Source organism: Polaribacter sp. Hel1_85, from assembly GCF_000766795.1.
In the GTDB taxonomy this organism is placed as follows: domain Bacteria; phylum Bacteroidota; class Bacteroidia; order Flavobacteriales; family Flavobacteriaceae; genus Polaribacter.
In genome coordinates, this window is sequence record NZ_JPDS01000001.1 from 27,937 (window position 1) to 52,499 (window position 24,563).

Here is a 24,563-nt window from a genome sequence, read left to right on the forward strand (position 1 = left end):
AGTTTATGAGAAAAATAGTTTTATTAGTTGTTTTAAGTTTATCAGTATCAATCTTCGCTCAGAAGAAAGATAAAACGTTAATTACAATAGATGGAGAAAAAACAACAGTTTCAGATTTTAAAAGGGTTTATGAAAAGAATTTAGATGCAATAGACAATGAAGAGTCTAAAAGCGTTACTAAAAATTTAGAGTTATATATTAACTATAAATTAAAAGTAAAAGAAGCTTATAGTATTAAATTAGACACCTTACCTTCTTATAAGAGAGAAATGGAAACGTATAAAAATCAACTTTCAGCTCCATATTTACAAGACACAACTTTTATAGATAAACTAGTAAAAGACGCTTATTTTAGAACAAAAAACCAAGTTAAAGCAAAGCATATTTTAATTAGAATGCCTAAAGAAGCATCACCAAAAGATACTTTAATAGCTTATAATAAAATTTTTAAATTAAGAGAGAAAATTTTAAAAGGTGAAAAATTTGAAGCAATTGCTGCTCAATTTTCTGATGATAGATCTGCAAAAGATGATCCTAAAACAGGAAGAAAAGGAAATGGTGGTAATTTAGGATATTTTTCTGCTTTTAATATGGTATATCCTTTTGAAGTAGCTGCTTATTCTACTAAAGTTGGTGAAATTTCTATGCCTTTTAAAACTCAGTTTGGTTATCATATAATGCAAGTTGATGATTTTAAGGAATCTAAAGGTGAAATTGAGGCTGCTCATATTTTAATAAGAGATACTTCTTCAATTGGTAAAAAACAGATAGAGAGTATTTATACAAAATTAATTGCTAAAGAAAAGTTTGAAGACTTAGCGAAACAATATTCAGAAGATCCGGGTTCTAAAAATAAAGGAGGTAAATTAGGTAAGTTTGGAGCAGGTAGAATGGTAAAACCATTTTCTGATGCAGCATTTGCTTTAGAGAACGTAAATGATTTCTCTAAACCATTTAAAACACGTTTTGGATGGCATATTGTTAAATTAACAAAGAAGCATCCTGTTAAATCTTTTGATGAAATGAAAAAAGGTTTAAAAGCAAAAGTAAAAAAGAGTTCTAGAATGCAATTGTCTGAAAAAGCAGTAGTAAATAAATTAAAAACTCAATATTCAATTACAGAATATGAAGATGCTAAAAAGATTTTAGATAGAAAAAACTTAAGAGCGATTCCTAAAGATTCTTTACAGAATTCAATTATTAGTATTAATGATAAAAATATAACTCAAGAAGAATTTATTAAATTTATTAGAAATAGAAGACATTTACCAGTTTTTAAACTTTTCGAAATGTTTAAAGAAGAGCAAATTTTAACTTACTACAAAGAGAATTTAATTCATACAGAACCAGAATATGCATATACTTTAAAAGAATATGAAGATGGTTTATTACTTTTTGAATTAATGCAAGATAAAATTTGGAATAAATCTTCTAGAGATAGTTTGGGGTTAAAAAAGTATTTTGATACTAATTCTACAAATTATAAAACGGATGATTTAAATACAATAAAAGGACAGGTAATTAATGATTATCAAAACTTTTTAGAAAAAAATTGGATTGCAGATTTAAGAAGAAAAAGTAAAATTAAGGTTGATAAAAGACAATTAAAAAAACTAATTAAATTCTACGGGAAAAATTAATGAAGTATGTAGCTGTCCTATTTTGTTTTGTTCTTTTTGTTTCTTGCGATTTATTTAAATTTCAAGAAAAAGAAACTAATGCATCAGAAATTGTAGCTATTGTAAATACAGAAAAGCTTTTTAGAAAAGATTTAGCAACTATTTTACCTAAAAATATAAACAAAACAGATAGTCTTATATTGGTTAAAAGTTATATTCAAAATTGGGCAATTAAAAAGCTTTTACTTGAAAAAGCAAAAAATAATAGCTCATTAGAAACAGTTAATCAAATAGAAGAGTTAGTTAAAGATTATAAAGAAAGTTTATTAATTAATAATTACAAAGAACATCTTGTAAAGCAAAAATTAGATACAATTATTTCTGATGAAGAATTAGAAGAATATTATATACTTAATAAAGAGAATTTTAAACTAAACGAAGAATTAGTTAAAATTAGATATCTTCATATAGATAATAATATTAATGATAAAGATGAAATTTTAGCGCTTTTTAAGTCGGATGATATAATTGACTTAGAAGAACTAGAAAAACAAGAGCTAAGTTTTAAATTTCATCAATTTAACGACTCAGTTTGGACACAATTAGATAACATTTTGTTAAAACTTCCTTTTTCGAAAGAAAAACTGTTAAAAAAAACAAAATTCATCCAAAAACAAGATTCAATAGGTTTATATTTGGCAACCATAAAAGATGTTTTAGAACGAAATTCTTTAGCACCATTAAGCTATATTACGCCAACAATAAAACAAATGATTTTACATAAACGTAAAATTGAATTAATAAGAGAGATAGAAAAAATAATAGTAAAAGATGCAACACAGAACAACAATTTCAAAATATATTAAAAACTCAATTTTTGTCCTTTTCTTAGGACTTATTGGGTTACAAACTTCTGCTCAAAAAGTAAAAATTGATGGAGTAGCAGTAGTTATTGGTAAAAACATTGTTTTAGATTCTGATATTGCTAAATTTAAGCAAGAAGTTGAATTAAGAAGTGAAGGAAAAGTAAAAATTACTGATTGTGAAATGTTAGAAGAATTAATGCAACAAAAATTAATGGCACATCATGCAATTGTTGATAGTGTTACGGTTTCTGATGCTGAAGTCACAAGTAGAGTAGATAGAAGTATTCAGTTTTTTACACAACAATATGGTAATGTAGAGAAAGTGATTAAAGCTTATGGTTTTAATGATTTAGATGATTTAAAAAAGGAATTAACAACGGTTCAAACAGAAAACATCTTAATAGAAAAAGAGCAACAAAAAATTACAGAGAAAGTAGATGTTACTCCAGAAGAAGTTCGCTTATATTATGTTGGTTTAAAAGAAAAAGGAGAGTTGCCTCAATTTCCTGCAGAAATAGAGTTAGCTCAAATTGTTTTAAAAGCTGTTCCTACAGTAGAAGAAACTGAAAGAGTTATTGCTAAATTAAATGAGCTTAAAAAGCAAATAGAAGAAGGTGCTAGCTTTAGAATGAAAGCAATTATTAATTCTGATGATCCAGGAGTTACTAATAATGGAGGAGAATATACAGTAACAAAAGAATCTGCTTTTATTAAAGAATTTAAAGAAATGGCTTTTACGTTAGATATTGGTCAGGTTTCTAAACCATTTAAATCTCAGTTTGGTTATCATATTATGCAACTACATGCTATAAAAGGTAATACTAGAGTTGCTTCTCATATATTAATGCAACCAGAAGTACCAGAAAGTAAATTAAGAGAAATTAAAGCTAAAGCAGAACAAATTATTTTAGAAATTAGAGGAGGTAACATCACTTTTAATGAAGCTGTTAAAAAATATTCTAATGATAAAGATACTAAGAATAACGGAGGTCTTATTGTAAACCCTTCTACAGGAGAATCGAAATTTGATTTAACAAGAATGGATCCTGCTTTTTATGCAAGAGTTAGTGATCTTAAAAAAGGTGAAATGACAGAACCTTTTTATGATGAAGAAAGATCTGGAGACAAAATGTTTAAGTTTATTTTAATGAGAGACAGAACAGATACTCACGTTGCAGATATTATTGAAGATTATGTTAAGGTACAACAATTAGCGCTTCAGAAAAAGAAGGAAGAAACCATTACAAAATGGTCTAAAGAAAAAATAAAAGATACTTATATTAAAATAGGTAATGTTCATGGTAAATGTACTTTTAATAAGAATTGGAAAAAAGAAGTTAGTAAATAATGTCTGACGTTAAAGCAGTAAAAGATTTAGTAAAAAAGTACAATGCATTAAAAGCTGAGATCGGAAAAGTAATAATTGGTCAGCAAGAAGCTGTAAATTTTACTTTATTGTCTATTCTTTGTGGCGGGCACTCACTGTTAGTTGGGGTTCCTGGATTAGCAAAAACGTTACTTGTAAATACTGTTTCTGATGCTTTAGGTTTGAATTTTAAAAGAATACAATTTACACCAGATTTAATGCCTTCTGATATTCTAGGAAGTGAAATTTTAGACGAAAACAGACACTTTAAATTTATAAAAGGACCTGTTTTTTCTAACATTATACTTGCTGATGAAATTAATAGAACACCTCCAAAAACACAAGCAGCTCTTTTAGAAGCAATGCAAGAACGTTCTGTTACTGTTTCTGGCAATCATTATAAATTAGACTTACCATTTTTTGTTTTAGCAACTCAAAATCCTATTGAACAAGAAGGGACTTACCCTTTGCCAGAAGCTCAGTTAGATAGATTTATGTTTTCTATTTTCTTAGAATATCCATCATTCGAAGAAGAAGTTGCCGTCGTAAAAAGTACTACAAGTCTTAATAATCCAACTATAACTCCATTATTTTCTTCTGAAGAAATTGTGGAAGTCCAAAAACTAATCCGTAAAATTCCTGTTGCAGATAATGTTATAGAGTATGCAGTAAGTTTAGTAGGAAAAACAAGGCCAAAATCTAAAGAAGCAGCAGAGTTAGTAAAATCTTATTTAGATTGGGGAGCAGGACCAAGAGCTTCTCAAAATTTAATTTTAGCGGCCAAAGCTCATGCAGCTGTAAATGGAAAGTTTTCACCAGATATTGAGGATGTAAAAGCAGTTGCGATTCCTATTTTATCTCACAGAATTGTAAAGAATTATAAAGCAGAAGCAGAAGGAATTACTATTTCAGATATTGTAAAATCCCTTCTATAGATAATTTAATAAAAATACTATAAAAAAAACACGGCATTTGCCGTGTATTTTTATGTTTAAAATATAGAGATATTTTAGTTGTTTTCAAAAAAGCTAAATACATTACCACCATAGCGTTTATCATAACTATGGTTTTCATGTTTAGATAAATCTGTATGTTTAGAATGTTCAACAATTAAAACTCCTTCTTCGTTTAACAGGTTTCTTGAAAAAACTAAATCTACAATTTTTAAAAATTGCTCTGCTTCAAAATCATAAGGTGGATCTGCAAAAATTACATCTGCTTGTAAAGACGTTTTTTCTAAAAACTTGTATACATCACTTTTAAAAGTATTTATAGGTAATTCTAATTCTTTTGCAACACTATTAATATATTTAATACAACCAAAATGAGCATCAATTGCATAAATTGATTTAGTACCTCTAGAAGCAAACTCGTAGCTTATATTTCCTGTTCCAGAAAATAAATCTATTACTGAAATACTATCAAAATAATAGGTGTTATTTAAGATATTAAACAACGATTCTTTTGCCATATCTGTTGTAGGACGAACAGGTAAGTTTTTAGGCGCTGTTAAACGTCTGCTTTTGTATTTTCCAGAAATTATTCTCATGAATTTAAAAGGATGTAATTTGAGTGTTTAGAAGAATTTAATTGTTTGAAAATGCTATTATTACTTTCTAAAAAGTAAATATTTCTAATGTATTGATATGTAATGTTATATATTTCTGATTCTAATTCAATATCTCCTGTAAAATATAGTTTCACTTTCTCTACATCTAATTTTAATTGTTCAAATGTAAATAAGATGTAATAGATAAAGTCTTCTTTAGTTTCAAAATAGAAAGTATTTGAAAACTCTAATTGTTTGTTTTGAAGTACTACTATATCAAAATTTTCTTTAGAAACATTTACATACACTTTTTTTTCATCATTATTATTTAAAGAAATTAATTTTTCTATAAATATAGTAAGATGATGTTTGTATTCAAATTCGCCAAAATTTTGAAATAAGTAATTATTAATATTTACATATGGAACGTAAACGTTTTTGGCATTTATACTTTGTATATCGTCAAATGCAATAAAATCTGTAGCAAGTGTTTTAATATTAAAATTAAGATATTCAGAAAGCTTGTTTTCAGAAAAATACGGGTTAGGTACTAATGTAAATAAGTTATTCTGATGTATAACTAATACAGAAGAAAAATCTTTTTGTAAATGAGTATCAGTTTTAAAAATCTCTTCAATTTTTTTTAATAGATTTTCTGGTGTAATTTGTTTTTCTTCAAATATATATTGAGAAAAGTATGACGTTTCTTTTGATACGTTATTAGTTATACAAAAAGAAAATCCATCCAAATTAAATTGGATGGATAACTTAGTATCTTTTGTGTTTAATAAAGTAATATTACTATTCTTTTTTATCACTATCATTTTTGTCATAAGAAGGAGGCCAGTTACCACCAGTTGAAACTTCTTCTAAAGAACCAACAGAAACATATTCTCCTTTAATTTGGTCTGTAGCAATAGCTTCTAATTCTTGTTTAATCAAAGATTTATCCATTCCTTTTAAAATACCTGATTTTTCAGTTTTTACTAAGAAAGTTGGTACTACTAAACCTTGTACTTTTTCTACGGTTCCTACTTCAATTTCAAATTCTTTTCCATCTGTTCCAGGAACTTTAAACATATCATTATAGTTTCTGCCTTCAAAATACTTTGCAACAGCTTCATAACCAATAGTGTCTGTTTTTCTTCTTTCTACATCAATAATAATTCCACCACCTCTATTTTCTTTTTCTACAATAGTTTTAGTTTCTGTTAAAGCCAATTTTGCAGTATCAATAAATTTAATTAGACCAGATTTGTCTTTCGTGTAATTTCCAGTTACTTCTAAATATTTTACTTCAGCATCTCTAATTATTTTTAACTTTTCAATAACCTTAGCATACTTTGTCACTTTATTTTTATTGAAAATAATTGGTTGCATTATTCCGTAATAAATTTTATAAACTAAAAACACCGATAAAACCAATAATAATATTGATGCTATCCATCTTAATTTTAAAGGTAAATATTTAACTATAACAATAGCTAAAAGTATTGCAACTAAAACTGCTGCCAATATCATTCCGAGTAATCCCATTTTTATTATGTTTTTTTAATAGTCTTAAGCAAATCTACAATTTTTTTTTTATGATAAAAACTTTTATTTACAAATCAATGTATCTTTGTTGAATTAATTTTTATATGATAAAAAAATCACCCGAATTTCACTCAGAATTATTGAAAAAGTTTCAATATTCGCCAACTTCTAAACAAAATCAACTTTTAAAGCTACTTAGCGACTTTACATTTAGTGAAGATAAAGAAGATTTGTTTTTATTGAAGGGATATGCAGGTACAGGAAAAACGACAACAATAAGTGCTTTTGTTAATAGTTTGTCTGCAGCTGGTAAAAAAGCAGTTTTATTAGCGCCAACAGGTAGAGCCGCAAAAGTAATTTCTGTTTACTCAAAAAGACCAGCTTTTACAATTCATAAAAAAATATATTTCCCCAAAAAACAATCTAATGGTTCTGTAGATTTTGTTTTACAAACAAATAAACACAGAAATACCATTTTTATTATTGATGAAGCATCTATGATCCCTGATAGTAGACAAAATCAAAAATTATTTGAATCTGGTTCTTTGTTAGATGATTTAATAAGATATGTGTATTCTGGACATCAATGTAAATTAATATTTATTGGAGATACAGCACAACTTCCACCAGTAAAACTAAATATAAGTCCTGCATTAGAAGAAGATACTTTAATGTATGATTATCATAAAAACGTAACTGAAATTGAGTTGGATGAGGTTATGCGTCAGCATGAAAGTTCTGGTATTTTAGCAAATGCAACTTTATTAAGATTAATGATTCAGAATAATACAACTAATTTTCAATTTGATATTAATTTTCCTGATATTATAAGGTTGGATGATGGTTATGATATTGAAGATGCTTTGGTAACTGCTTATGATAATGATGGAGTAGAAGACACTGCTTTTATTGTACGTTCTAACAAAAGAGCAAACCAATATAATCAACAAATTCGTATGAAAATTCGTGGTCAAGAAAACGAAATTTCTGCAGGAGATTATATTATGGTTGTAAAAAACAATTATTATTGGTTAAAAGAAAGCTCTGCTGCAGGTTTTATTGCAAATGGAGATATTTGTGAAGTGTTAAAAATATTTTCGATTAAAGAATTGTATGGTTTTAAATTTGCCGAAGTTGAAGTTAGAATGATTGACTATCCAGATATGCAACCTTTTGAAACTGTTTTGTTATTAGATACTTTAACTAGTGAAACTCCTTCTTTAACTTATGAGGAATCAAATAAATTATATCAGGCAGTAAAAGAGGATTACGCGCACGAAAAGTCTAAATATAAACAGTTTATGGCAATTAAAAAGAATGTTTTTTTTAATGCGTTGCAAGTAAAGTTTTCTTACTCTATGACATGTCATAAATCTCAAGGAGGACAATGGAAAACTGTATTTATAGAACAGCCTTATTTGCCAGAAGGAGTTTCTAAAGAATATTATAGATGGTTATATACAGCTTTAACAAGAGCACAAGAAAAACTATATTTAATTGGTTTTAAAGAAGATTTCTTTAGTGATTAATAAAGTAAGTAGTTAATTGTAATACTTCCATACTTATGTCCATAAGTAAATCTTAAATCATTAGATTTGTTTGTATTATATCTAAAAGCATATCCAAAATTAAAACGATTAACGGTTAATCTTAAACCTAATTCGACATCAAAAACTAGTGGCACTAATTCTTTTGTAACTAAGCTAGCTTTGTTTAAAAAACTTCCTTGCAGAGTTGCATCATAAGCTGCATAACGTAACATTGGTTTTATATAAAAAAAGGACTCAACTTCTCTAAAAGAGTTGTTCTGTTCATTATTTAAACTAGTGTTAAAGGCAATTGAATTAGATAGTTTTTGTAAAGGTTTAAGCCCTATTCTTGCATTAAAACCTGTAGACATATTTGTATAAACTGTACCTAAATTAAAATTACTTGTCCAAGTAATATCAAAATTATTTTTCTCAGTTTTTAAGATTGTTTTTAAATATTCAGCATTAAAATTTAAAGCAAAAGCATTTTTTATTTGATACTCCCAACCAACTGCTTTCTTAAAACCATAAATATCATGAATAAACTCTTGCAGTTCTTTTGCATAAGAATTAGAACCTATTACACCAACTTGTACAGATGTATTTAAAATTTGTTGATTTTTATAGACTCTATTTATGCCAAAGCATCCATATAAATAACCAGCAAAAGGTCTATCATGTTTTGTAATGTTATCTACTGTAGCTTTATAAGGAGTATACATTTCATGTCTTAATTGTAACTCTAAAATACGTTTTTCTAAAGATTCAGTTTTTTTTTTCAGAAAGATATCTATATGCTAAAAAAATACCACTAGAATAATACCTATCTCTAACAGTAGACACATATAAATCATTGTCTGTAATTAGACTTATTTCTTTAGAAAATTTTTCTTGAGATATTGTATACGTTGAAACAAATATAAGAAGAGTTAAAGTGAAATATTTCATTAAAAACAAATATAAAAGAACTTAATTAAAATGCTCTTTTTTTTATGGATTTCTGAAAAAAAAAGTTATTTTTAGACCAAGTAAAAAGAATTAATGGAGACTAAAGAAGGATTAAGTTCAGAAGACTTTCAGAATGCTAAAAATAGTACAGAATTATTCGCTCTTATTAAAGAGAAGAATAAGGCATGTAAGAAAGTAAAAGAAACACTTGTATATAATGAAGAATTAAGGTTACTTCAAATAGAACTTGTTAAGTTACAAAGATGGATATCAAAAAATAATAAACGTGTTGCTATTATTTTTGAAGGTAGAGATGCTGCTGGTAAAGGTGGTAATATTCGTAGATTTATGGAGCATTTAAATCCACGTTCTAGTAGGTTAGTCGCATTAAATAAGCCAACAGAAATAGAAAAAGGACAATGGTATTTTCAACGTTATATAAAAGAATTACCAAACCCTGGTGAAATTGTTTTTTTTGATAGAAGTTGGTATAATAGAGCTGTTGTAGAACCTGTTATGGGATTTTGTTCAGATAACCAATATAAGAAATTTTTAGTGCAAGTTCCTGAGTTTGAGCACATGATGTATGAAGATGGAGCTGTTATTATTAAATTTTGGCTTTCTATAACTAAAGATGAGCAATTAAAACGTTTTGAAGGAAGAAAAGAAAATCCTTTAAAAAGATGGAAATTTAGTCCTGTAGATAAACAAGGGCAAATTCTATGGGATAGATATACACACTTTAAAGAAGAAATGTTTTCTAAAACACATACATCTTATAGTCCATGGATGATGATAAAAACAAACGATAAAAAAGTAGCAAGATTAGAAGCTATTAGGCATGTTTTATCTCAGTTTGATTATGAAGGTAAAGAAGAAGCAAAAACAATTTTAAACCCAGACCCTAATGTTGTGATGCGTTACTATAGATCTAACACTAATATCGATTAAATTTATGATGGAAATATCAGCTAAAAATTTAAAAAAGCTCAATTCTAAAAAAGGATTATTGGCACTTTTATCTAAACAACCTTTAAACATAGAAAGAGCAATTAGATATGTAGATTATCAAAGAAAACTTGAAAAACTTCAAGTAGAATTAATTCGTTTACAAACTTGGGCAATAAATAATGATGAAAGGATTATTGTAGTTTTTCAAGGTAGAGATGCAGCAGGAAAAGGTGGTGCAATAAGAAGGTTAACAGAACGTATTAATCCACGTCATATGCGTATTGTTGCTTTGCCAAAACCAACTAAAGATGAACAATCTCAATGGTATTTTCAAAGATATGTTGAGCAGTTTCCAAAAGCTGGTGAAATCGTTTTTTTTGATAGAAGTTGGTACAATAGAGCAGTTGTAGAGCCCGTTAATGATTTTTGTACTGAAAAGGAGTATCAAATTTTTATGAATCAAGTAAATGATTTTGAAAGAATGATTTTAGAGTCTGGTATTCATTTAGTTAAAATTTATATGTCTATTTCTAAAAAAGAACAAGCTAAGCGTTTTGCAGATATAAAAAGTGATCCATTAAAACAATGGAAAATGACCAAGTTAGATGAGAAAGCACAAGATCTATGGGATGATTATACAGAATATAAGAAAGCCATGTTTGCAAAAACAAATACAGAAATTTCTCCTTGGAAAATTATTAGAGCAAATCGAAAAACAGAAGCTCGTATAAATGTGATTAATCACATATTAGACAGTATTCCTTATGATAAAGATTTAAAAATTTAATCGAGTCCTTTTTTTACATTAGAGAAAATAAAATATATTTCTGCTGCAATCTGTTCATTCGTTATCAAATACGTTTCGTCTTGTAATTCTGTTCCATCTGAAGACTTTGGGTCAACAAAAGGTAAATGAAATCTATATGTTGCTTCAGGAATAAAAGGACAATTTGCGTCTGCATTATTACAAGTAGTTATAGCTATAAAAGGTTTTTTATTCACTTCATTATCATATCTTTTAGAAAAACCTAAGATAGATTTAGTTGTGCCTTTAAAAGATATTACATACTTTGGGTTTTGATGAGAGAAGTTTTCTAAATTAAATGTAAAACCTACTTTTTGCAAGGTTTTTACTGTATTTTTAAAAAAAGCAGTTACTTCTGTTCCTCCAGAAAAACTATTTATGTTTAGATTAAAATAATTTGCGGCGAAAAATCCCCAAACCTGACCTAATTGACTTCTTCTTGAGTTGTGAGTACAGATGAAATTTAAATTCACTACACCTTCTTTTTTGTATTCTTCTAATATTCCTTCAGAGATTTTTAGTAATAAGTTCTTTCTATCATCACTTAAAGTAATTTTATCATAAGCATTTAAAAAGAAATTTTCTGCAGAAATAGTAGAAGTCATAATCATCTTGTTATTTTTGTAACAAAGATACTGTCTTCAAAATTGAAAACAAATAAATATAAGGTTAAGAATGTGTTTAGAAATTGGAAATAAAGTTGCTGTTTTAGATGATGTTTTAAAAGGAAAAGTCATTAATATTATTGATGATGATATTTCTGTGGAAACAAATGATGGGATGGTTTTTAAATTCAATTCATCAGAATTAGTGAAAATCGCTATTGATCAACACGAATTATCAAAATTTAGTGATATTAATAACTCTCTTTTTCAAGAGAAAATTTCTCAAAATCCTCCAAAGAAGAATTTATTTAAAAAAGAAAAAAAAGAAGTGATTTTAGAGGTTGATTTACATATTAATAAGTTAACAAAATCGACTAGAAATATGGATAATTATGATATGTTGAATCTTCAATTAGACACAGCAAAAAATAAAGTTGAGTTTGCTCTTTCTAAGCGAATTTCAAAAATTGTCTTTATTCATGGAGTAGGAGAAGGGGTTTTAAAATCTGAATTACATAGATTGTTAAGTAAATATCCTATTAAATTTTACGATGCTTCCTATAAAAAGTATGGATTAGGAGCTACAGAAGTTTATGTTTTTCAAAATTCTAATTAATTATAATTTTACATTATGAAAACAATCTATTTAGATAACGCAGCAACAACACAAATTGATGATGAGGTTATAGAAGTTATTCATTCTTCAATGAAGAATAATTATGGTAATCCTTCATCAATTCATCAATTTGGTAGAAAAGCAAAATCTGCAGTAGAAACTGCTAGAATAAATATTGCTAAGCATTTTAATGTTACTGCAAGTGAAATTATTTTTACAGCTGGAGGTACTGAAGCTGATAATTTAATTTTACATAATGCTGTTTTAAATCTAGGAGTAAAAAGAATAGTAACTTCTAAAATTGAGCATCATGCAGTTTTACACACATGTAATCATTTAGAAAAGACATATAATATAATTGTTGATTATGTTGATGTTGATGAGTTTGGTTCTGTTAATATTGAGCATTTAGAAAAATTACTTTCCAATACAACAACCAAAACATTAGTAAGCTTAATGCTGATAAATAATGAAATTGGTAATTTTTTAGATGTAGAAAATATTTCTACAATCTGTAAGAATAATAATGCTTTGTTTCATTCTGATACTGTTCAAGCTATAGCTCATTATACAATTGATTTACAAAAAATACCAATTGATTTTGTAGTGGCAAGTGCTCATAAATTTCATGGACCAAAAGGAGTTGGTTTTGCGTATTTTAAAAAAGGATTTGGTATTTCACCAATGCTTCATGGAGGTGAACAAGAAAAAGGAGCAAGATCTAGCACCGAAAATGTTCATTCTATTTTAGGTATGGAAAAAGCATTGGATATTGCAATTTCTAATTTAGAAAAAGATAAAAAACAAATAGGAAGTTTAAAAAAGTATTTTATTTCTGAGTTACAAAAAATATCGGTTAATATTGAATTTAATGGACTTTCAAATAACTTAAATAAAAGTAGTTATAATATTTTAAATGTACGTTTTCCTATTGCAAATGATATGCTTCTGTTTAGTCTAGATATGGCAGGTATTGCTGTTTCTGGAGGAAGTGCATGCCAAAGTGGAAGCAATAAAGGCTCTCACGTTTTATCTGAGATTTTAAATGATAATGAAGCAGAAAAAACTTCTATTAGATTTTCTTTTTCTAAATATACTACAAAGCAAGAAATAGATTTCGTATTAAATTACATTAAAAATAATATATAAAAAAAGTAACCTAAAAGGTTACTTTTTAAATACAACAAGTGGGGGTGTTATATTTTTATAAACATACTTTGGGAGTAGTTATATTATCTTTTTGCTAGAGAAGTAAATACTTTTAAAGTATCTCTCTTAATAATGTTAGAATCACTGTCTAAAGTTACCTTAATTACACGCTCAGGATTAGATACCTGAAACACATAGCTAAATTGTCTAAAAGATGTAATGTGGTAATTTGGATATTCTTTTTCTACAGTAGTTTTGTTAGATTCGTAATGTTCTAATTCTGTTTTTACAGGTTGACAACTTGTTAATACCCCTACAAATGCTAAGTAAAATAACACTTTTTTCATAATAAAATATTTTATAATTAAAAAAACAACTAATATTATATAAACTAACAGGTACTAATTTTGTAGGGTGATTAGTTTCCTGTAGCTATTAATATAATAGCAACTAAATAATACTTATAAAGTTAGGGAGCTTTAATAAATGAATAACACGTTAGAAAACCTAACAGGTTATGAACTTCACTATAAATTTAAAAAGAGGGTACATCAATAAGGGGATATTGATGCTGCAAAGATATAAAATTATTTTAGTTTTAAAAGAGAAATATTGTATTTTATTCCAAAATTTATAAAAGAACTACTTAATTCACCTCCCTTAGCTTTAACATAGCCTCCAGAAGTTCTAAGGTTTAGTGTTTTTGAAAGCTTATAATCTAAACCTAAACTTGGTTTTATAATTAATCCTTGTCCTGTACTAATGTTTCCACCACCTGCAGCACCACTTAAGAATTGAGTGAAAATTGTTGTAGAATTATTTAATAATGAATTTGTTTTTAAGCCCAAACCAACCAAACCTTCAGCATATGCCCCTGCATCACCAAAGTTTGCAAATGAGGTTTGACCTGTAACATATATGTTTTTATTTAAATCTAAATTTATTTGTAAAGAAATTTGATGTAGATTTTGTGTTGGTCTAGTCATTCTTTTAGCATTGAAATACATATCTTGCATAACAATTACATCAAATCCTTTGAATTTTCCTTGAGTAAAAGAATTGTTATCTGTTTTTACTCCATTTCGTTCTAAATAGTACTTTACTCCAAGTCCAAAAGTAGAAGTATAAAAATCTTTATTAGGAGTTGACAAAAAACCTTTATTTAAAGAAACATAAATATCTTTAAATACTTGTTGTTCTATAGATAGATCAGGATATAATAAAAAACCACCTTTAGTGTCTACACCACCACCACCACCAGCTCCTATACCAAATTTTGCTAGAATATTAGTGCTATTTTTATTCATCGATAAATGATATCCTCCACCAATAATAACATCCATATAACCAGCCCTAATACCATCGTAAGCACCATCTAATTTTAAGAATGTAAACCAATTTTTATTGATATATGAAGTAAGTTCGAACCCAGCAAGTTTTATCGTTTTTCCTTCTAAAGTTTCACCAGTTGTTGCTTTAGCTTCACTTAAAACCTTTAAATTGTTAAAATGCGCCATTAAAGAATTCTTTTTTGGTTTTTGATTCCAATTTGATTCTTTTAAATTATTGATACTTATTTCTTTTTCGGCTGATTTATAATCAGCATATTCAAAATCTAGAGGAATTTCAAAACCAAAATTTAATTGATGACCTTTTATTTCTCCTCCATCAAAAAAGTTAACATAACTCCAACCACTATTTATTGAGAAGTTTTTAAAATTATATCCTAAATTAAAATGAGGTAAAATAAATGCACCACCACCATCTAAAGCATCTTTACCACCACCACCACCAAAATGAAACCCAGAATCAATATAAAGTTTTTTAGAAAAATATTTTTTAATCCCTGCATTTACACCAAGTGTAAAAAAACCACCTCTATATCCACTCACAGAACCATAAATACCAACACCTGTATAAAATGAATCATTAAAAAATAAATTGTAATGTATACCAGTAAATCCCATGTTTGGTTCGTTGGGTATTTCAGCAATAGGCATGTCTATAGAAAGAAAATCTATTTTTGCAAATCCTTTTTGAGTAATTTTCTCAGGAATATTTTCTCTTTGTGAAAAAATAAACTGGTTTGAAATAAGAAGTGTGAATAAAAAAACATACTTTTTCATAAGGTAATATTTATCTTTTTTTAATAGTAATAATTACAGTTTTTGAAGCTGGTGTATTACTAATATCTGCTTTGCTTTTTAATGGCACTAATACATTCGCTTCTGGAAAATAGGTAGCAGTACATTTTTTTGGAATGTCATAAGGAACTACCAAAAAGCCTTTAGCTTCTCTTTTTTCGTTGTTAAAATGGCTTGTTAAATCAACTAAATCCATTTTATTTAACTTTAAAGACATCATATCATCTTTATTCATTAGAACAACTCTTCTTTCATTTAATATACCTCTATATCTATCATTTAATCCATAAATGGTTGTATTGTATTGATCATGAGTTCTAATAGTCATCATCATAAATTGATTTTTTTCTAATACAATTTCTGAAGGTTTGTTGATACTAAAATTAGCTTTTCCTGTTTTTGTTGGCGTAAAATTATTATCTCTCGCATTATTTGGTAAATAAAACCCACCTTTAATTCTCACTCGATTATTATAATCTTTAAACCCAGGAATTGTAGCTTCAATTTTATCACGAATTAAGTCATAGTTAGAAATTAACTCAGACCAATTTACAGTAGTATTTTTTAAAGTAGCATTTGCAATACCAGCAACTATAGCAGGTTCACTTAATAATTCTTTTGAACTTGGATTTAATGTTCCTTTTGACTGATGAACAACACCCATAGAATTTTCTACAGAAACAAATTGTTTTTTATTGTTTTGAAAATCTTTTTCTGTTCTACCTAAACAAGGTAAAATCAAAGCTCTTTTCCCAGTTATTAAATGGCTTCTATTTAACTTTGTAGAAACTTGAACAGTTAATTTACATTTTTGTAAAGCTGCTGCAGTAAAAGTTGTGTCTGGAGTTGCAGAAATAAAATTACCTCCCATACCAAAAAATACTTTGGCCTCTTTTTTATGCATCGCTTCTATAGCTTCTACAACATCAAAACCAAATTTTCTTGGCGCTTTAAATTTGAATTCTTTTTCCAAACTATCTAAAAATGAAGCTTTTGGTCTTTCCCAAATTCCCATAGTTCTATCTCCTTGAACATTAGAGTGTCCTCTCACAGGACAAGTTCCTGCTCCTTTTTTACCAATACTACCTTTTAAAAGAAGAATATTTACAACTTCTCTAATATTATCAACTGCATTTTTATGTTGTGTTAAACCCATTGCCCAACAAATAATTATTTTTTCATTGTTGATAATAAGTTCTGTAGTTTTTTTTATTTTTTCTAGTGATAAACCTGTTTGAGGTAACAATTCATCAATAGTATAATTGTCTAAATCTTTTAAAAGTTCATCAATTCCTGCTGTTTTTTCTTTTATAAATTGATGATTGAAAACAGAATTCGGTGCTACATCTTCTTTTTCTTTCATCAACTTTAAGATGATTTTTAGTAAAGCTACATCACCATTAATTTTTACTTGAAGATATTCGTCTGTTAATTGTTGACCAGAACCAATCCATTTTAAAGGATTTTGAGGATCTTTAAAACTCATTAAACCAACTTCTGGTAAAGGGTTGATGGTAATTATTTTTCCACCTCTTTTTTTGTTTCTCCTAAAGCGGCTAACATTCTTGGATGATTTGTTCCTGGGTTTTGACCAATTACAATCACCAAATCTGCATGATTAAAATCGTCTAATGTAACAGATCCTTTTCCAATTCCTAAAGTTTGAGATAAAGCAACACCACTAGATTCATGACACATGTTAGAGCAATCTGGTAAATTATTTGTACCAAATTGACGAACAAATAATTGATATAAAAAAGCAGCTTCATTACTTGTTCTTCCTGAGGTATAAAAAATAGCTTCGTTAGGAGATTCTAATGAATTTAATTCATCTCCAATCATTTCAAAAGCGTTCTCCCAAGAAATTTCTTTATAATGAGTAGCACCTTCAGCTAAATACATTGGGTGTGTAATTCGCCCGCTTTTTCCAATTTCATAATCTGATAATTCAGATAGTTCTTGAACAGAATTCATTTCAAAAAACATTGGAGAAACTTTATTTTTGGTTGTTTCTTCTGCAACTGCTTTTGCGCCATTTTCGCAATATTCAGCTAAAAAAGCTCTTTTATCATCTGGATCTGGCCACGCACAACCTGGGCAATCAAAACCATCTTTTTGATTTATTTTAGATAATAATTGAATTCCTTTAGCAACACCAACTTCATCTTTAATATGAGTTAAAGCAGAAACAATTGCCTTAACACCTGCAGAGGTTTTAGGAACTTCTGTTAAACGAATTCCAGTTAATTTTTCTGGTGGCTGTTCTTTTAGTTTTTTAGACATAAACAGTTTCTTTTTTTACCAATGAAGGATTAGAGTATATTGTCATTTTATGATCTCTTGTAAAACCAATTAAGCAAATACCAAATTCTTTTGCAAAATCTATAGCTAAAGATGAGCAAGCAGAAATGGCAACAATAACCGGTATTTTTGCTAAAAATGCTTTTGAAATAATTTCATAAGAAACTCTACCGCTTACAAATAAATAATTGGCATGGTGTAAGTAGTCTTTTATTATTAAGTCTCCAATAACTTTATCTACAGCATTATGTCTTCCAATGTCTTCTTTTAAAGTTAAAAATTCATTTTTATTATTATAAATTGCAGCTGCATGACTTCCTCCAGAGCTTTTAAATGTGTGCTGAAAACTACTCATGTTTAATAACATTTTATGTAAGTTATCTACTGTAAAATTATTTATTTGCGTAAATTTTTCTCCTTCAACTTTTATATCTTTCAATTCTTTTTTTCCACAAATACCGCAAGAAGAAACAGATAATAATGTTCTTTTATTGAGATATCCTTTTCCTAATAATTCTTTTGAAATAGTAACGTTAATAATTGAAGGAACTCCATTATCTTCTTTATTTATCTGAAAAATTAATGTTTTTTCACTTTTATAAATATCTTCAGCAAAAAGCAATCCTCTTATCAATTCCTTGTCATTATCTGGAGTTCTCATAACAACAGTATAAGGCTCATCATTAATATTTATTTGCAGAGGAGCTTCTACAACTAAAACATCTTGAATGGTGTTTTGAGAGTTGTTATAAATTTTTATTGCTTGATATGTGGTTGTTTGCATGAATGGAAAGTTAGGCTTTCAATACAAACTTAATGAAAAAAGTAGTTTAAAAAAACAAAAGTCTCGAAACTGAATTCGAGACTTTTTATTTAAGTGTTTTAAGCCCCTAATCAAAAAACACTTAAGCTTATGTAAATATAACGAAAAAAAAGGTAATATTAAATAAAAAGGAAGAATTTTTTATTAAAATTATTCAGTTATTTTTTTGCAGAGAATAACAATAAAGTCATTGATATTCAGTGTGGTAAAAAATAAAAACCAATTTCCACCATCTTTTATTTTAGTTTCTGTTCTTATTTGAGCTACTGTTTTTGGAAAGTTTCTAATTGTGATGTTTGCTTTGTTTTCGGGCAGAAAATTTTTAATTTTCTTTTTGTTATATGGAATTATATTTTCAATTTTAAAAACTCTTCCAGGAAAGTCAATTAATACATCTAAAGTATATAAATGTGAATGCTGATGTAATTTGAAAACATTTAATTGTTTTGAAATTTGATGAAAACCACCAGATTTTAAAATAGCAGCATTGGGTTCGTATAAATAGGATAGAGGTTCTGAATATTCTGAAATTACTTGCTCTTTATAATCAAAGATAAAAGATTGAATACCGTTCTTACCAATATTTACCGTTTTTATTTCGATTGATTTTTTATAATCTTTTTCTAATAAAAACAACAATTCTTTAACCTCATTATTGATAGCAATAATATGAATTTCCTTTACAAATTTTAACTCATTTATAGTACTTGTAATATCTAAAATAGGTGAGTTTTTAATGAGGATTTGATTGGTTTTAGAAAATAAAAAATCAATATTTTCTGGAACATTAGGCAGGCAATCATCTAACAAAAAAACCTTTCCTTTTAAATCATTTCTTCTAGATGGATCTATGTAAATACAATCGAAATTGGTATTAGAATTTTTAAGAAACTCAATTCCATCACCAGAAAAAGTAACAACATTATTTACTTTTAATTGTTGATAATTATGCTTTACAATTGTTGATAATTCATCGTTAATTTCACAATGAATTACTTTTTTAAAATGTTTCGAAAAATAAAAACAATCTACACCAAAACCTCCAGTAATATCTATTATAGAATCGCCTTTTATTAAATTAGATTTATACTTTGCAGTTATCTCTGATGAGGTTTGTTCAATGCTAATTTTAGCAGGATAATAAATGTTTTTTGTGTTAAACCATGAAGATAGTTTGTGTTCAGATTTTTGTTTTGCAACAATTTGATTTGCGATTTCTTGTATGGAAATAGCATCAAAAGGACTTCCTTTTAAAACCAGTTTTGTGATGTTAGATTTTAAATTATCAGTAATAAATTGCTGAACTTCTGGATGTAATATTGCAGTATTCAAAGATTATATTAAAGATCTTTTGTAATTGATTTTACTATTTTATTATCAGATAAAAACTCTTTTAAAATCACTTTTAAAGCAGTGTATAATGGAACAGCTGTTATCATACCAACAACTCCAAAAAGCAATCCACCAATAATAATGATTAAGAAAATTTCTAACGGATGAGACTTTGTTGTTTTAGAAAAAATAAGTGGCTGACTTGCAAAATTGTCTATTAATTGAGCAATTAAATAACAGAACATAATCCATAAAGAAGTAGATAATATTTCTGTTTGAAAGTCTAAACCAATGTTACTTGTCATTGATAAAACAAACATAATTACTGCACCAATCATTGGTCCAACATAAGGAATAAGGTTTAGTAAAGCACATAAAAATGCAATTACAACTGCATTGTCAATGCCAAAAACTAATAAAATAATGGTGTATAAAATAAATAAAATGGTAATTTGAAAAAGTAATCCAATAAAATATCTAGACAATAAATCATTAATAGTTTCTAAAGAATTAGAGAATCTTCCTTCTTTGCCACGAGGAATAATTGTCATCACACCTTTTTTTAATAATTGGCTGTCTTTCATAAAAAAGAAAGAAATAAAAAGTACAGAAAATAAACCAACACTTAAAGAACCAACTGCTCCTAAAACCGAATTTAATAAATTTGGAATTTCTTTAAATTGAGAAAGAAAATCAACATTTTTTAATTCGCCTAAAACATCAATTCCTTTTGATGAAAAATAGGCAGTTGTTTCATTGAATATTTCTTGAACATTCTCTTGTAGTTTATCAACTTCTAATAATGATAAACTTTTTCCTTGTTCTGCAACTAAAGGGATAAACATTACAATTAAACCTGTTAGAAAGCCTAATAACAAGAGCATTGTAAAAATAACTGCCAGCGTATTTGGAAACTTTAATTTTCTTCTTAGAAAGATGATAATTGGTCTTGCAATTAAGGATAAAATTCCTGCAATAATAATATAGATGATTACTGATTGAATGGCATATAAAAAATAACCTAAAAGGAAAATTCCTACTAAAATACCTAAAGCCCTTAAAATTCCGTTTGAAATTATTTTTGAATTCATTAATTATATCCTTTTACTGTGCCCATACTTAAATTTCTATTATTACCAAAAGTATGATTTGTTGGTAATAATGTTCCGCTTTCTGTTGTAATCCAATCTTGCCAAGTTGCATCAACTCCATTTATTTTCATACTTGGAACAAACATTTTGTAACTTATAGGTACATAATTAGAATCTAAAAGCCAAAGATAAGAATCTCCTGGAGTTGTTCCTCCTGTTGTGTATTTTATTAAAAGAGCCTCTTTGTCATCCACTTTTTTTATACTTCTAATTGTTCCGTTATCGAATAATTTATGAGGAGCAACTAACCAAAAAGAATCGTTGTTAAAAATATCCCAAGCTCTTTTTACAATTTTTGAATCTGCATTTTTTTGTAATTTATCGTGATAGAAAACGGTGCTTTTTTCTTTTTCTTGTGGATGTAAATTTACACGAATTGTATCCCAAGAAACAGTTGCAATATGTTTTTCTTTATCCCATTTAAAATGCCTTTTTCCGCCAAAACTCCATTCTATATAACGTGTGTTTTTATAAGCTTTATGCTTTATTGCTTTCAAAACTTTTTCAGCCAATTCATCTGCTTTTTCATTATACGCTTTTACTTCTCCCATTGGTAAAATCATCCCAAATAATGAAAGTTTGTGTTTTGTAGGTAATTTTATCCCTGAACTTGTTTTTTTCCAATCAGACCAAGTTGCAGAAACGCCTCCAATAGGAATAATACTTGTCCACATTTTAAAAGAAGTTGGCATGTAATTTTCATCTAAAATCCAGAGATAAGAATCTCCAGGAGTTGTTCCTCCAGAAGTATAGGTTATCAAAAGGGCATCTTTACCATCATGTTTTACAATGCTTCTTTCTGTGCCTGGATCAAAAATTTTAAAAGGAGCAACTAACCAAAAAGAATCATTGTTAAAGTGATCATGTGCTTGTTTTACAAGTTCTCTATGATCAGAAATTCTTCCATCAATATAAACTTCAGATTTATCTGGATTATCAGGATGAAGCGTTACTTTGTAATTTGCCCAAGAAATATGAACAATGTTTTTATTTTTATGCCAAGTATAATAATGTTTTTTTCTAAAACTCCATTTTAAAATTTCTGTATTTTCATAAGCCTCACTATTTATGGCATTAAACATTTTTATTGCCAAAGCATCGGCTTCTTTTCCTTTTTTTCCTTCTGGTAACGACTCGTTATTTACAAAATAATAGACACCTGCAGCAACCATTAAAAGCAGTAAAAGAATTCCTATAAATTTAAAAAGCTTCATCATTTTTAGTGAGTTAAAAATTTAGAAGCTAAAATATTAAATTTTAAAAGAAGAAACTATTTGTTGGCTTCATAATAATCTAAAATGTGTTTTGGAATTTTCATGTTTTCTGGTTTCCCTTTATCGGCAATTGGGTATTCAGCTACTTGTTTAATGGGTACAATTCCTGCCCAAACATCTAATTCATAATCTTCAGGTTCATCAGCAACACCAACATCTCTAACTTTTGCTGAAGCGGTTTCAATTGTGAATTCTACCACTAAAGTTCTGTCTAATTCTTTTTGATACATAGGTCTTAAAGATTCCCATTGATTTGGTACCATTTGATTAACAATCCATTTTAAAACATCTTTTTTATCAGTATCTTTTTCCAATTTTTTTAAATTTCCAAAAAGTGTAACAGATCTGTAATTTACAGAATGATGTAAACCAGAACGTGCTAAAACCAAACCATCTAAGTGCATTACAGTTATTGATGTTTTCTCACTTTCTAAAATAGATAATAACATTCTGTTTCCAGTAGAACCATGTATGTAAATTTTATCTTCTCTTCTAGCATATGCCATAGGAATAGTAATCGGTTTTCCATCATAAATATAACCGACATAACATAAAAAACCTGCATCTAAAATCGTGTTGATTTTATCAACATCATAAGTTGCCCTGTTTTGACCTCTTTTTACTCTATTTAATTTTGATTGTTGATATTCTTCCATTTCTATAAATTTTTAACAAATATTAAATTAGGGTAATTGGTGTCTCCAACAATAAAATCTATTTCTCCCACTTTTTCGAAACCGTATTTTTTATAAAATTTAATTCCTTTTGTGTTTTTGTAATAAGCAGTAAGCCAAATTGTTTTGTAGTTTAAATCAATTGCTTCTTGTAAAATAATATCTTGTAATTGAGAACCTATTTTTAATGCGATAAAATCGTTTAAGATGTATAATCTTTGAAGCTTACAAAAATTATTGTCTTTTAAATTTGATTGATTTTCATTCAAACAAAGTTTCGCAAAACCGATTGGTAATTCATCAGAAAAAACAATCCAAAACAAATTTTCAGAGTCATTTAATTCTTTCCTAATATTAGACACAGCGTAATTTTTATCATAAAAATTGAGTAAATCTTTTTTGTTTTCTACATAATCTCCATGAGATTCGGTGTATGTAATTCTTCCTAATAAAGCGATATGAATTGCATCAGCAACGGTTGCTCTTCTAATTTCTATCATTTTTATCTTTCTTTTTGGTTGATGTTTTTATACTTTTCAGTATTTTGTTTTTCAATCACTAAATTTTTAGGTTTAAAAATTCTCTTTGTAGAAGCAGGATATTTTTCTAGAAATTTTGATGGACGAATAGGGCGTTCAACAAAATTACCAGTACAATTAGGACAAACATTCTCGAATACCTCTAAAGCACACGTTTTGCAATACGTGCATTCAAAAGTGCAAATCATTGCTTCTGTAGATATGTTTGGTAACTCTTTATTACAATGTTCGCAATTTGGTCTAATTTCTAACATAATTATTCTTTTTGGTATTTAGGATACTCATATTATAAGTAGACCAATAATCATTTCCAACTTTCATATTTTCTTTAAACAATCCTTCAATTTCAAAACCGCAATTTTCATAACAATTTATTGCTTGTTTATTAAAATCGTAAACCCCTAAATCTAATCTGTGCAATTTTAATTCTTTAAAACCAATGTTAACAATTGCATTTATAATCTTTTTTCCAAAGCCATTATTTCTATTAGATTGATCACCTACTAGCACTCTGCTAATTCGAGCATTTTTGTTTTTATAATCGATTTTGTCTAATTCTACGTGACCAATTGTATTATTTGTATCAAGATTAATTACTTTATAAATTAACCTATTTTCATTTTTTGTATATGTGTCTAATTGTTGATGTGTAATCGGAAAATCAAAAAGAGAGCCTCCAAACTGAACCATTAATTCTTCTGTATCTACCCAATTAATTAAACAATCATAATCTGAAACATTAAATTTTTCTAATTTAATCATCTTTTATATTTTATTAATTCAAAA

At 27.6% G+C, this 24,563-nt stretch carries 25 protein-coding genes and 1 pseudogene; 9 read left to right on the forward strand and 17 right to left on the reverse strand.

Going from position 1 to position 24,563, the window contains the following annotated elements:
* Positions 1-5 precede the first annotated feature (5 nt).
* Genes PHEL85_RS00155 through PHEL85_RS00170 form a run of 4 tightly spaced genes read left to right on the forward strand, consistent with a single transcriptional unit; the run spans position 6 to position 4,786 of the window.
* On the forward strand, positions 6-1,640 hold the full coding sequence (locus PHEL85_RS00155; RefSeq protein WP_036819483.1) for a peptidylprolyl isomerase: 1,635 nt from the start codon (positions 6-8) through the stop codon (positions 1,638-1,640).
* Positions 1,640-2,485 (forward strand): hypothetical protein, encoded by an 846-nt coding sequence (locus PHEL85_RS00160; protein ID WP_036819487.1) that lies wholly within the window; start codon positions 1,640-1,642, stop codon positions 2,483-2,485. The genes PHEL85_RS00155 and PHEL85_RS00160 overlap by 1 nt, the downstream gene beginning before the upstream one ends.
* Complete coding sequence (locus PHEL85_RS00165) at positions 2,451-3,833, forward strand: peptidylprolyl isomerase (protein ID WP_036819489.1); 1,383 nt, start codon at positions 2,451-2,453, stop codon at positions 3,831-3,833. Before PHEL85_RS00160 ends, PHEL85_RS00165 begins: the two co-directional genes overlap by 35 nt.
* Positions 3,833-4,786: an AAA family ATPase gene (locus tag PHEL85_RS00170; protein WP_036819492.1), complete on the forward strand. Its 954-nt coding sequence runs from the start codon at positions 3,833-3,835 to the stop codon at positions 4,784-4,786. Before PHEL85_RS00165 ends, PHEL85_RS00170 begins: the two co-directional genes overlap by 1 nt.
* Before the next feature lie 74 nt (positions 4,787-4,860).
* Here PHEL85_RS00170 and PHEL85_RS00175 read toward each other — a convergent pair whose 3' ends face one another.
* The 3 genes from PHEL85_RS00175 to PHEL85_RS00185 are packed head-to-tail and all read right to left on the reverse strand — an operon-like array spanning position 4,861 to position 6,936.
* Positions 4,861-5,400, reverse strand: coding sequence for an RsmD family RNA methyltransferase (locus PHEL85_RS00175; RefSeq protein WP_036819495.1), 540 nt, complete (start codon positions 5,398-5,400; stop codon positions 4,861-4,863).
* Entirely contained in the window at positions 5,397-6,224 is an 828-nt protein-coding gene (locus tag PHEL85_RS00180) for a DUF3822 family protein (protein WP_235318210.1), read from the reverse strand. Before PHEL85_RS00180 ends, PHEL85_RS00175 begins: the two co-directional genes overlap by 4 nt.
* Complete coding sequence (locus PHEL85_RS00185) at positions 6,202-6,936, reverse strand: hypothetical protein (protein ID WP_036819498.1); 735 nt, start codon at positions 6,934-6,936, stop codon at positions 6,202-6,204. Before PHEL85_RS00185 ends, PHEL85_RS00180 begins: the two co-directional genes overlap by 23 nt.
* A 104-nt stretch (positions 6,937-7,040) precedes the next feature.
* On the opposite strand from PHEL85_RS00185, the gene PHEL85_RS00190 reads away from it, so the two are divergent.
* Positions 7,041-8,465 carry an ATP-dependent RecD-like DNA helicase gene (locus PHEL85_RS00190; RefSeq protein ID WP_036819500.1) on the forward strand — a complete coding sequence of 475 codons (1,425 nt, stop codon included), beginning with the start codon at positions 7,041-7,043 and terminating at the stop codon, positions 8,463-8,465.
* Here the strand turns inward: PHEL85_RS00190 and PHEL85_RS00195 are convergent.
* Positions 8,462-9,187 (reverse strand): lipid A deacylase LpxR family protein, encoded by a 726-nt coding sequence (locus tag PHEL85_RS00195; protein WP_235318211.1) that lies wholly within the window; start codon positions 9,185-9,187, stop codon positions 8,462-8,464. The two genes, PHEL85_RS00190 and PHEL85_RS00195, sit on opposite strands and share 4 nt — an antisense overlap.
* Positions 9,188-9,230: 43 nt before the next feature.
* Entirely contained in the window at positions 9,231-9,413 is a 183-nt protein-coding gene (locus PHEL85_RS18300) for a lipid A-modifier LpxR family protein (RefSeq protein WP_410477238.1), read from the reverse strand.
* A gap of 93 nt (positions 9,414-9,506) precedes the next feature.
* On the opposite strand from PHEL85_RS18300, the gene ppk2 (PHEL85_RS00200) reads away from it, so the two are divergent.
* Both ppk2 (PHEL85_RS00200) and ppk2 (PHEL85_RS00205) read left to right on the forward strand, forming a co-directional pair.
* A complete protein-coding gene (gene ppk2, locus PHEL85_RS00200) occupies positions 9,507-10,364 on the forward strand; it encodes a polyphosphate kinase 2 (RefSeq protein WP_036819501.1) in 858 nt (285 codons plus the stop codon).
* A 7-nt stretch (positions 10,365-10,371) separates the two neighbouring features.
* Positions 10,372-11,151, forward strand: coding sequence for a polyphosphate kinase 2 (gene ppk2, locus PHEL85_RS00205; protein WP_036819504.1), 780 nt, complete (start codon positions 10,372-10,374; stop codon positions 11,149-11,151).
* Here the strand turns inward: ppk2 (PHEL85_RS00205) and PHEL85_RS00210 are convergent.
* Positions 11,148-11,774 carry a hypothetical protein gene (locus PHEL85_RS00210; RefSeq protein ID WP_235318212.1) on the reverse strand — a complete coding sequence of 209 codons (627 nt, stop codon included), beginning with the start codon at positions 11,772-11,774 and terminating at the stop codon, positions 11,148-11,150. The two genes, ppk2 (PHEL85_RS00205) and PHEL85_RS00210, sit on opposite strands and share 4 nt — an antisense overlap.
* Positions 11,775-11,844: 70 nt before the next feature.
* Here PHEL85_RS00210 and PHEL85_RS00215 point away from each other — a divergent pair, with 70 nt between their 5' ends.
* Together PHEL85_RS00215 and PHEL85_RS00220 are read left to right on the forward strand one after the other, a co-directional pair.
* Positions 11,845-12,390, forward strand: a complete 546-nt coding sequence (locus tag PHEL85_RS00215; RefSeq protein WP_036819522.1) for a Smr/MutS family protein — start codon at positions 11,845-11,847, stop codon at positions 12,388-12,390.
* Between the two features lie 15 nt (positions 12,391-12,405).
* Entirely contained in the window at positions 12,406-13,539 is a 1,134-nt protein-coding gene (locus PHEL85_RS00220) for a cysteine desulfurase family protein (protein ID WP_036819526.1), read from the forward strand.
* Positions 13,540-13,622: 83 nt separating this feature from the next.
* Here the strand turns inward: PHEL85_RS00220 and PHEL85_RS00225 are convergent, their stop codons facing one another.
* The 11 genes and pseudogenes from PHEL85_RS00225 to PHEL85_RS00275 all read right to left on the reverse strand — a co-directional run bounded on the left by PHEL85_RS00225 (position 13,623) and on the right by PHEL85_RS00275 (position 24,539).
* Complete coding sequence (locus tag PHEL85_RS00225; protein WP_036819529.1) at positions 13,623-13,886, reverse strand: hypothetical protein; 264 nt, start codon at positions 13,884-13,886, stop codon at positions 13,623-13,625.
* Between the two features lie 240 nt (positions 13,887-14,126).
* Positions 14,127-15,665, reverse strand: a complete 1,539-nt coding sequence (locus PHEL85_RS00230) for a hypothetical protein (protein WP_036819531.1) — start codon at positions 15,663-15,665, stop codon at positions 14,127-14,129.
* Between the two features lie 10 nt (positions 15,666-15,675).
* A pseudogene (locus PHEL85_RS00235) lies at positions 15,676-17,966 on the reverse strand (FdhF/YdeP family oxidoreductase).
* Positions 17,959-18,768: a formate dehydrogenase accessory sulfurtransferase FdhD gene (gene fdhD, locus PHEL85_RS00240; RefSeq protein WP_036819534.1), complete on the reverse strand. Its 810-nt coding sequence runs from the start codon at positions 18,766-18,768 to the stop codon at positions 17,959-17,961. The pseudogene PHEL85_RS00235 and the gene fdhD overlap by 8 nt, the downstream one beginning before the upstream one ends.
* Positions 18,769-18,957: 189 nt before the next feature.
* Complete coding sequence (locus PHEL85_RS00245) at positions 18,958-20,139, reverse strand: class I SAM-dependent methyltransferase (protein WP_036819538.1); 1,182 nt, start codon at positions 20,137-20,139, stop codon at positions 18,958-18,960.
* An 8-nt stretch (positions 20,140-20,147) separates the two neighbouring features.
* Positions 20,148-21,230: an AI-2E family transporter gene (locus PHEL85_RS00250; RefSeq protein ID WP_036819541.1), complete on the reverse strand. Its 1,083-nt coding sequence runs from the start codon at positions 21,228-21,230 to the stop codon at positions 20,148-20,150.
* A complete protein-coding gene (locus PHEL85_RS00255; protein ID WP_036819543.1) occupies positions 21,230-22,507 on the reverse strand; it encodes a hypothetical protein in 1,278 nt (425 codons plus the stop codon). The genes PHEL85_RS00250 and PHEL85_RS00255 overlap by 1 nt, the downstream gene beginning before the upstream one ends.
* Positions 22,508-22,560: 53 nt before the next feature.
* Complete coding sequence (locus tag PHEL85_RS00260) at positions 22,561-23,220, reverse strand: pyridoxamine 5'-phosphate oxidase family protein (RefSeq protein WP_036819546.1); 660 nt, start codon at positions 23,218-23,220, stop codon at positions 22,561-22,563.
* A gap of 2 nt (positions 23,221-23,222) precedes the next feature.
* Positions 23,223-23,738, reverse strand: a complete 516-nt coding sequence (locus PHEL85_RS00265; protein ID WP_036819549.1) for a GNAT family N-acetyltransferase — start codon at positions 23,736-23,738, stop codon at positions 23,223-23,225.
* Between the two features lie 2 nt (positions 23,739-23,740).
* Entirely contained in the window at positions 23,741-24,031 is a 291-nt protein-coding gene (locus PHEL85_RS00270) for a DUF1272 domain-containing protein (protein WP_036819550.1), read from the reverse strand.
* The gene (locus PHEL85_RS00275) at positions 24,018-24,539 is read right to left on the reverse strand and encodes a GNAT family N-acetyltransferase (RefSeq protein ID WP_036819553.1); all 522 of its coding nucleotides are present in this window, start codon (positions 24,537-24,539) and stop codon (positions 24,018-24,020) included. The genes PHEL85_RS00270 and PHEL85_RS00275 overlap by 14 nt, the downstream gene beginning before the upstream one ends.
* Positions 24,540-24,563: the final 24 nt, after the last annotated feature.

What these genes read in the sequence shown, in the direction of transcription:
- PHEL85_RS00155 (WP_036819483.1), top strand. Translation starts at nt 6, where the DNA reads ATGAGAAAAATAGTTTTATTAGTTGTTTTAAGTTTATCAGTATCAATC.
- PHEL85_RS00160 (WP_036819487.1), top strand. Translation starts at nt 1,640, where the DNA reads ATGAAGTATGTAGCTGTCCTATTTTGTTTTGTTCTTTTTGTTTCTTGC.
- PHEL85_RS00165 (WP_036819489.1), top strand. Translation starts at nt 2,451, where the DNA reads ATGCAACACAGAACAACAATTTCAAAATATATTAAAAACTCAATTTTT.
- PHEL85_RS00170 (WP_036819492.1), top strand. Translation starts at nt 3,833, where the DNA reads ATGTCTGACGTTAAAGCAGTAAAAGATTTAGTAAAAAAGTACAATGCA.
- PHEL85_RS00175 (WP_036819495.1), bottom strand. Translation starts at nt 5,400, where the DNA reads ATGAGAATAATTTCTGGAAAATACAAAAGCAGACGTTTAACAGCGCCT.
- PHEL85_RS00180 (WP_235318210.1), bottom strand. Translation starts at nt 6,224, where the DNA reads ATGATAGTGATAAAAAAGAATAGTAATATTACTTTATTAAACACAAAA.
- PHEL85_RS00185 (WP_036819498.1), bottom strand. Translation starts at nt 6,936, where the DNA reads ATGGGATTACTCGGAATGATATTGGCAGCAGTTTTAGTTGCAATACTT.
- PHEL85_RS00190 (WP_036819500.1), top strand. Translation starts at nt 7,041, where the DNA reads ATGATAAAAAAATCACCCGAATTTCACTCAGAATTATTGAAAAAGTTT.
- PHEL85_RS00195 (WP_235318211.1), bottom strand. Translation starts at nt 9,187, where the DNA reads ATGTATACTCCTTATAAAGCTACAGTAGATAACATTACAAAACATGAT.
- PHEL85_RS18300 (WP_410477238.1), bottom strand. Translation starts at nt 9,413, where the DNA reads ATGAAATATTTCACTTTAACTCTTCTTATATTTGTTTCAACGTATACA.
- ppk2 (WP_036819501.1), top strand. Translation starts at nt 9,507, where the DNA reads ATGGAGACTAAAGAAGGATTAAGTTCAGAAGACTTTCAGAATGCTAAA.
- ppk2 (WP_036819504.1), top strand. Translation starts at nt 10,372, where the DNA reads ATGGAAATATCAGCTAAAAATTTAAAAAAGCTCAATTCTAAAAAAGGA.
- PHEL85_RS00210 (WP_235318212.1), bottom strand. Translation starts at nt 11,774, where the DNA reads ATGACTTCTACTATTTCTGCAGAAAATTTCTTTTTAAATGCTTATGAT.
- PHEL85_RS00215 (WP_036819522.1), top strand. Translation starts at nt 11,845, where the DNA reads ATGTGTTTAGAAATTGGAAATAAAGTTGCTGTTTTAGATGATGTTTTA.
- PHEL85_RS00220 (WP_036819526.1), top strand. Translation starts at nt 12,406, where the DNA reads ATGAAAACAATCTATTTAGATAACGCAGCAACAACACAAATTGATGAT.
- PHEL85_RS00225 (WP_036819529.1), bottom strand. Translation starts at nt 13,886, where the DNA reads ATGAAAAAAGTGTTATTTTACTTAGCATTTGTAGGGGTATTAACAAGT.
- PHEL85_RS00230 (WP_036819531.1), bottom strand. Translation starts at nt 15,665, where the DNA reads ATGAAAAAGTATGTTTTTTTATTCACACTTCTTATTTCAAACCAGTTT.
- fdhD (WP_036819534.1), bottom strand. Translation starts at nt 18,768, where the DNA reads ATGCAAACAACCACATATCAAGCAATAAAAATTTATAACAACTCTCAA.
- PHEL85_RS00250 (WP_036819541.1), bottom strand. Translation starts at nt 21,230, where the DNA reads ATGAATTCAAAAATAATTTCAAACGGAATTTTAAGGGCTTTAGGTATT.
- PHEL85_RS00255 (WP_036819543.1), bottom strand. Translation starts at nt 22,507, where the DNA reads ATGATGAAGCTTTTTAAATTTATAGGAATTCTTTTACTGCTTTTAATG.
- PHEL85_RS00260 (WP_036819546.1), bottom strand. Translation starts at nt 23,220, where the DNA reads ATGGAAGAATATCAACAATCAAAATTAAATAGAGTAAAAAGAGGTCAA.
- PHEL85_RS00265 (WP_036819549.1), bottom strand. Translation starts at nt 23,738, where the DNA reads ATGATAGAAATTAGAAGAGCAACCGTTGCTGATGCAATTCATATCGCT.
- PHEL85_RS00270 (WP_036819550.1), bottom strand. Translation starts at nt 24,031, where the DNA reads ATGTTAGAAATTAGACCAAATTGCGAACATTGTAATAAAGAGTTACCA.
- PHEL85_RS00275 (WP_036819553.1), bottom strand. Translation starts at nt 24,539, where the DNA reads ATGATTAAATTAGAAAAATTTAATGTTTCAGATTATGATTGTTTAATT.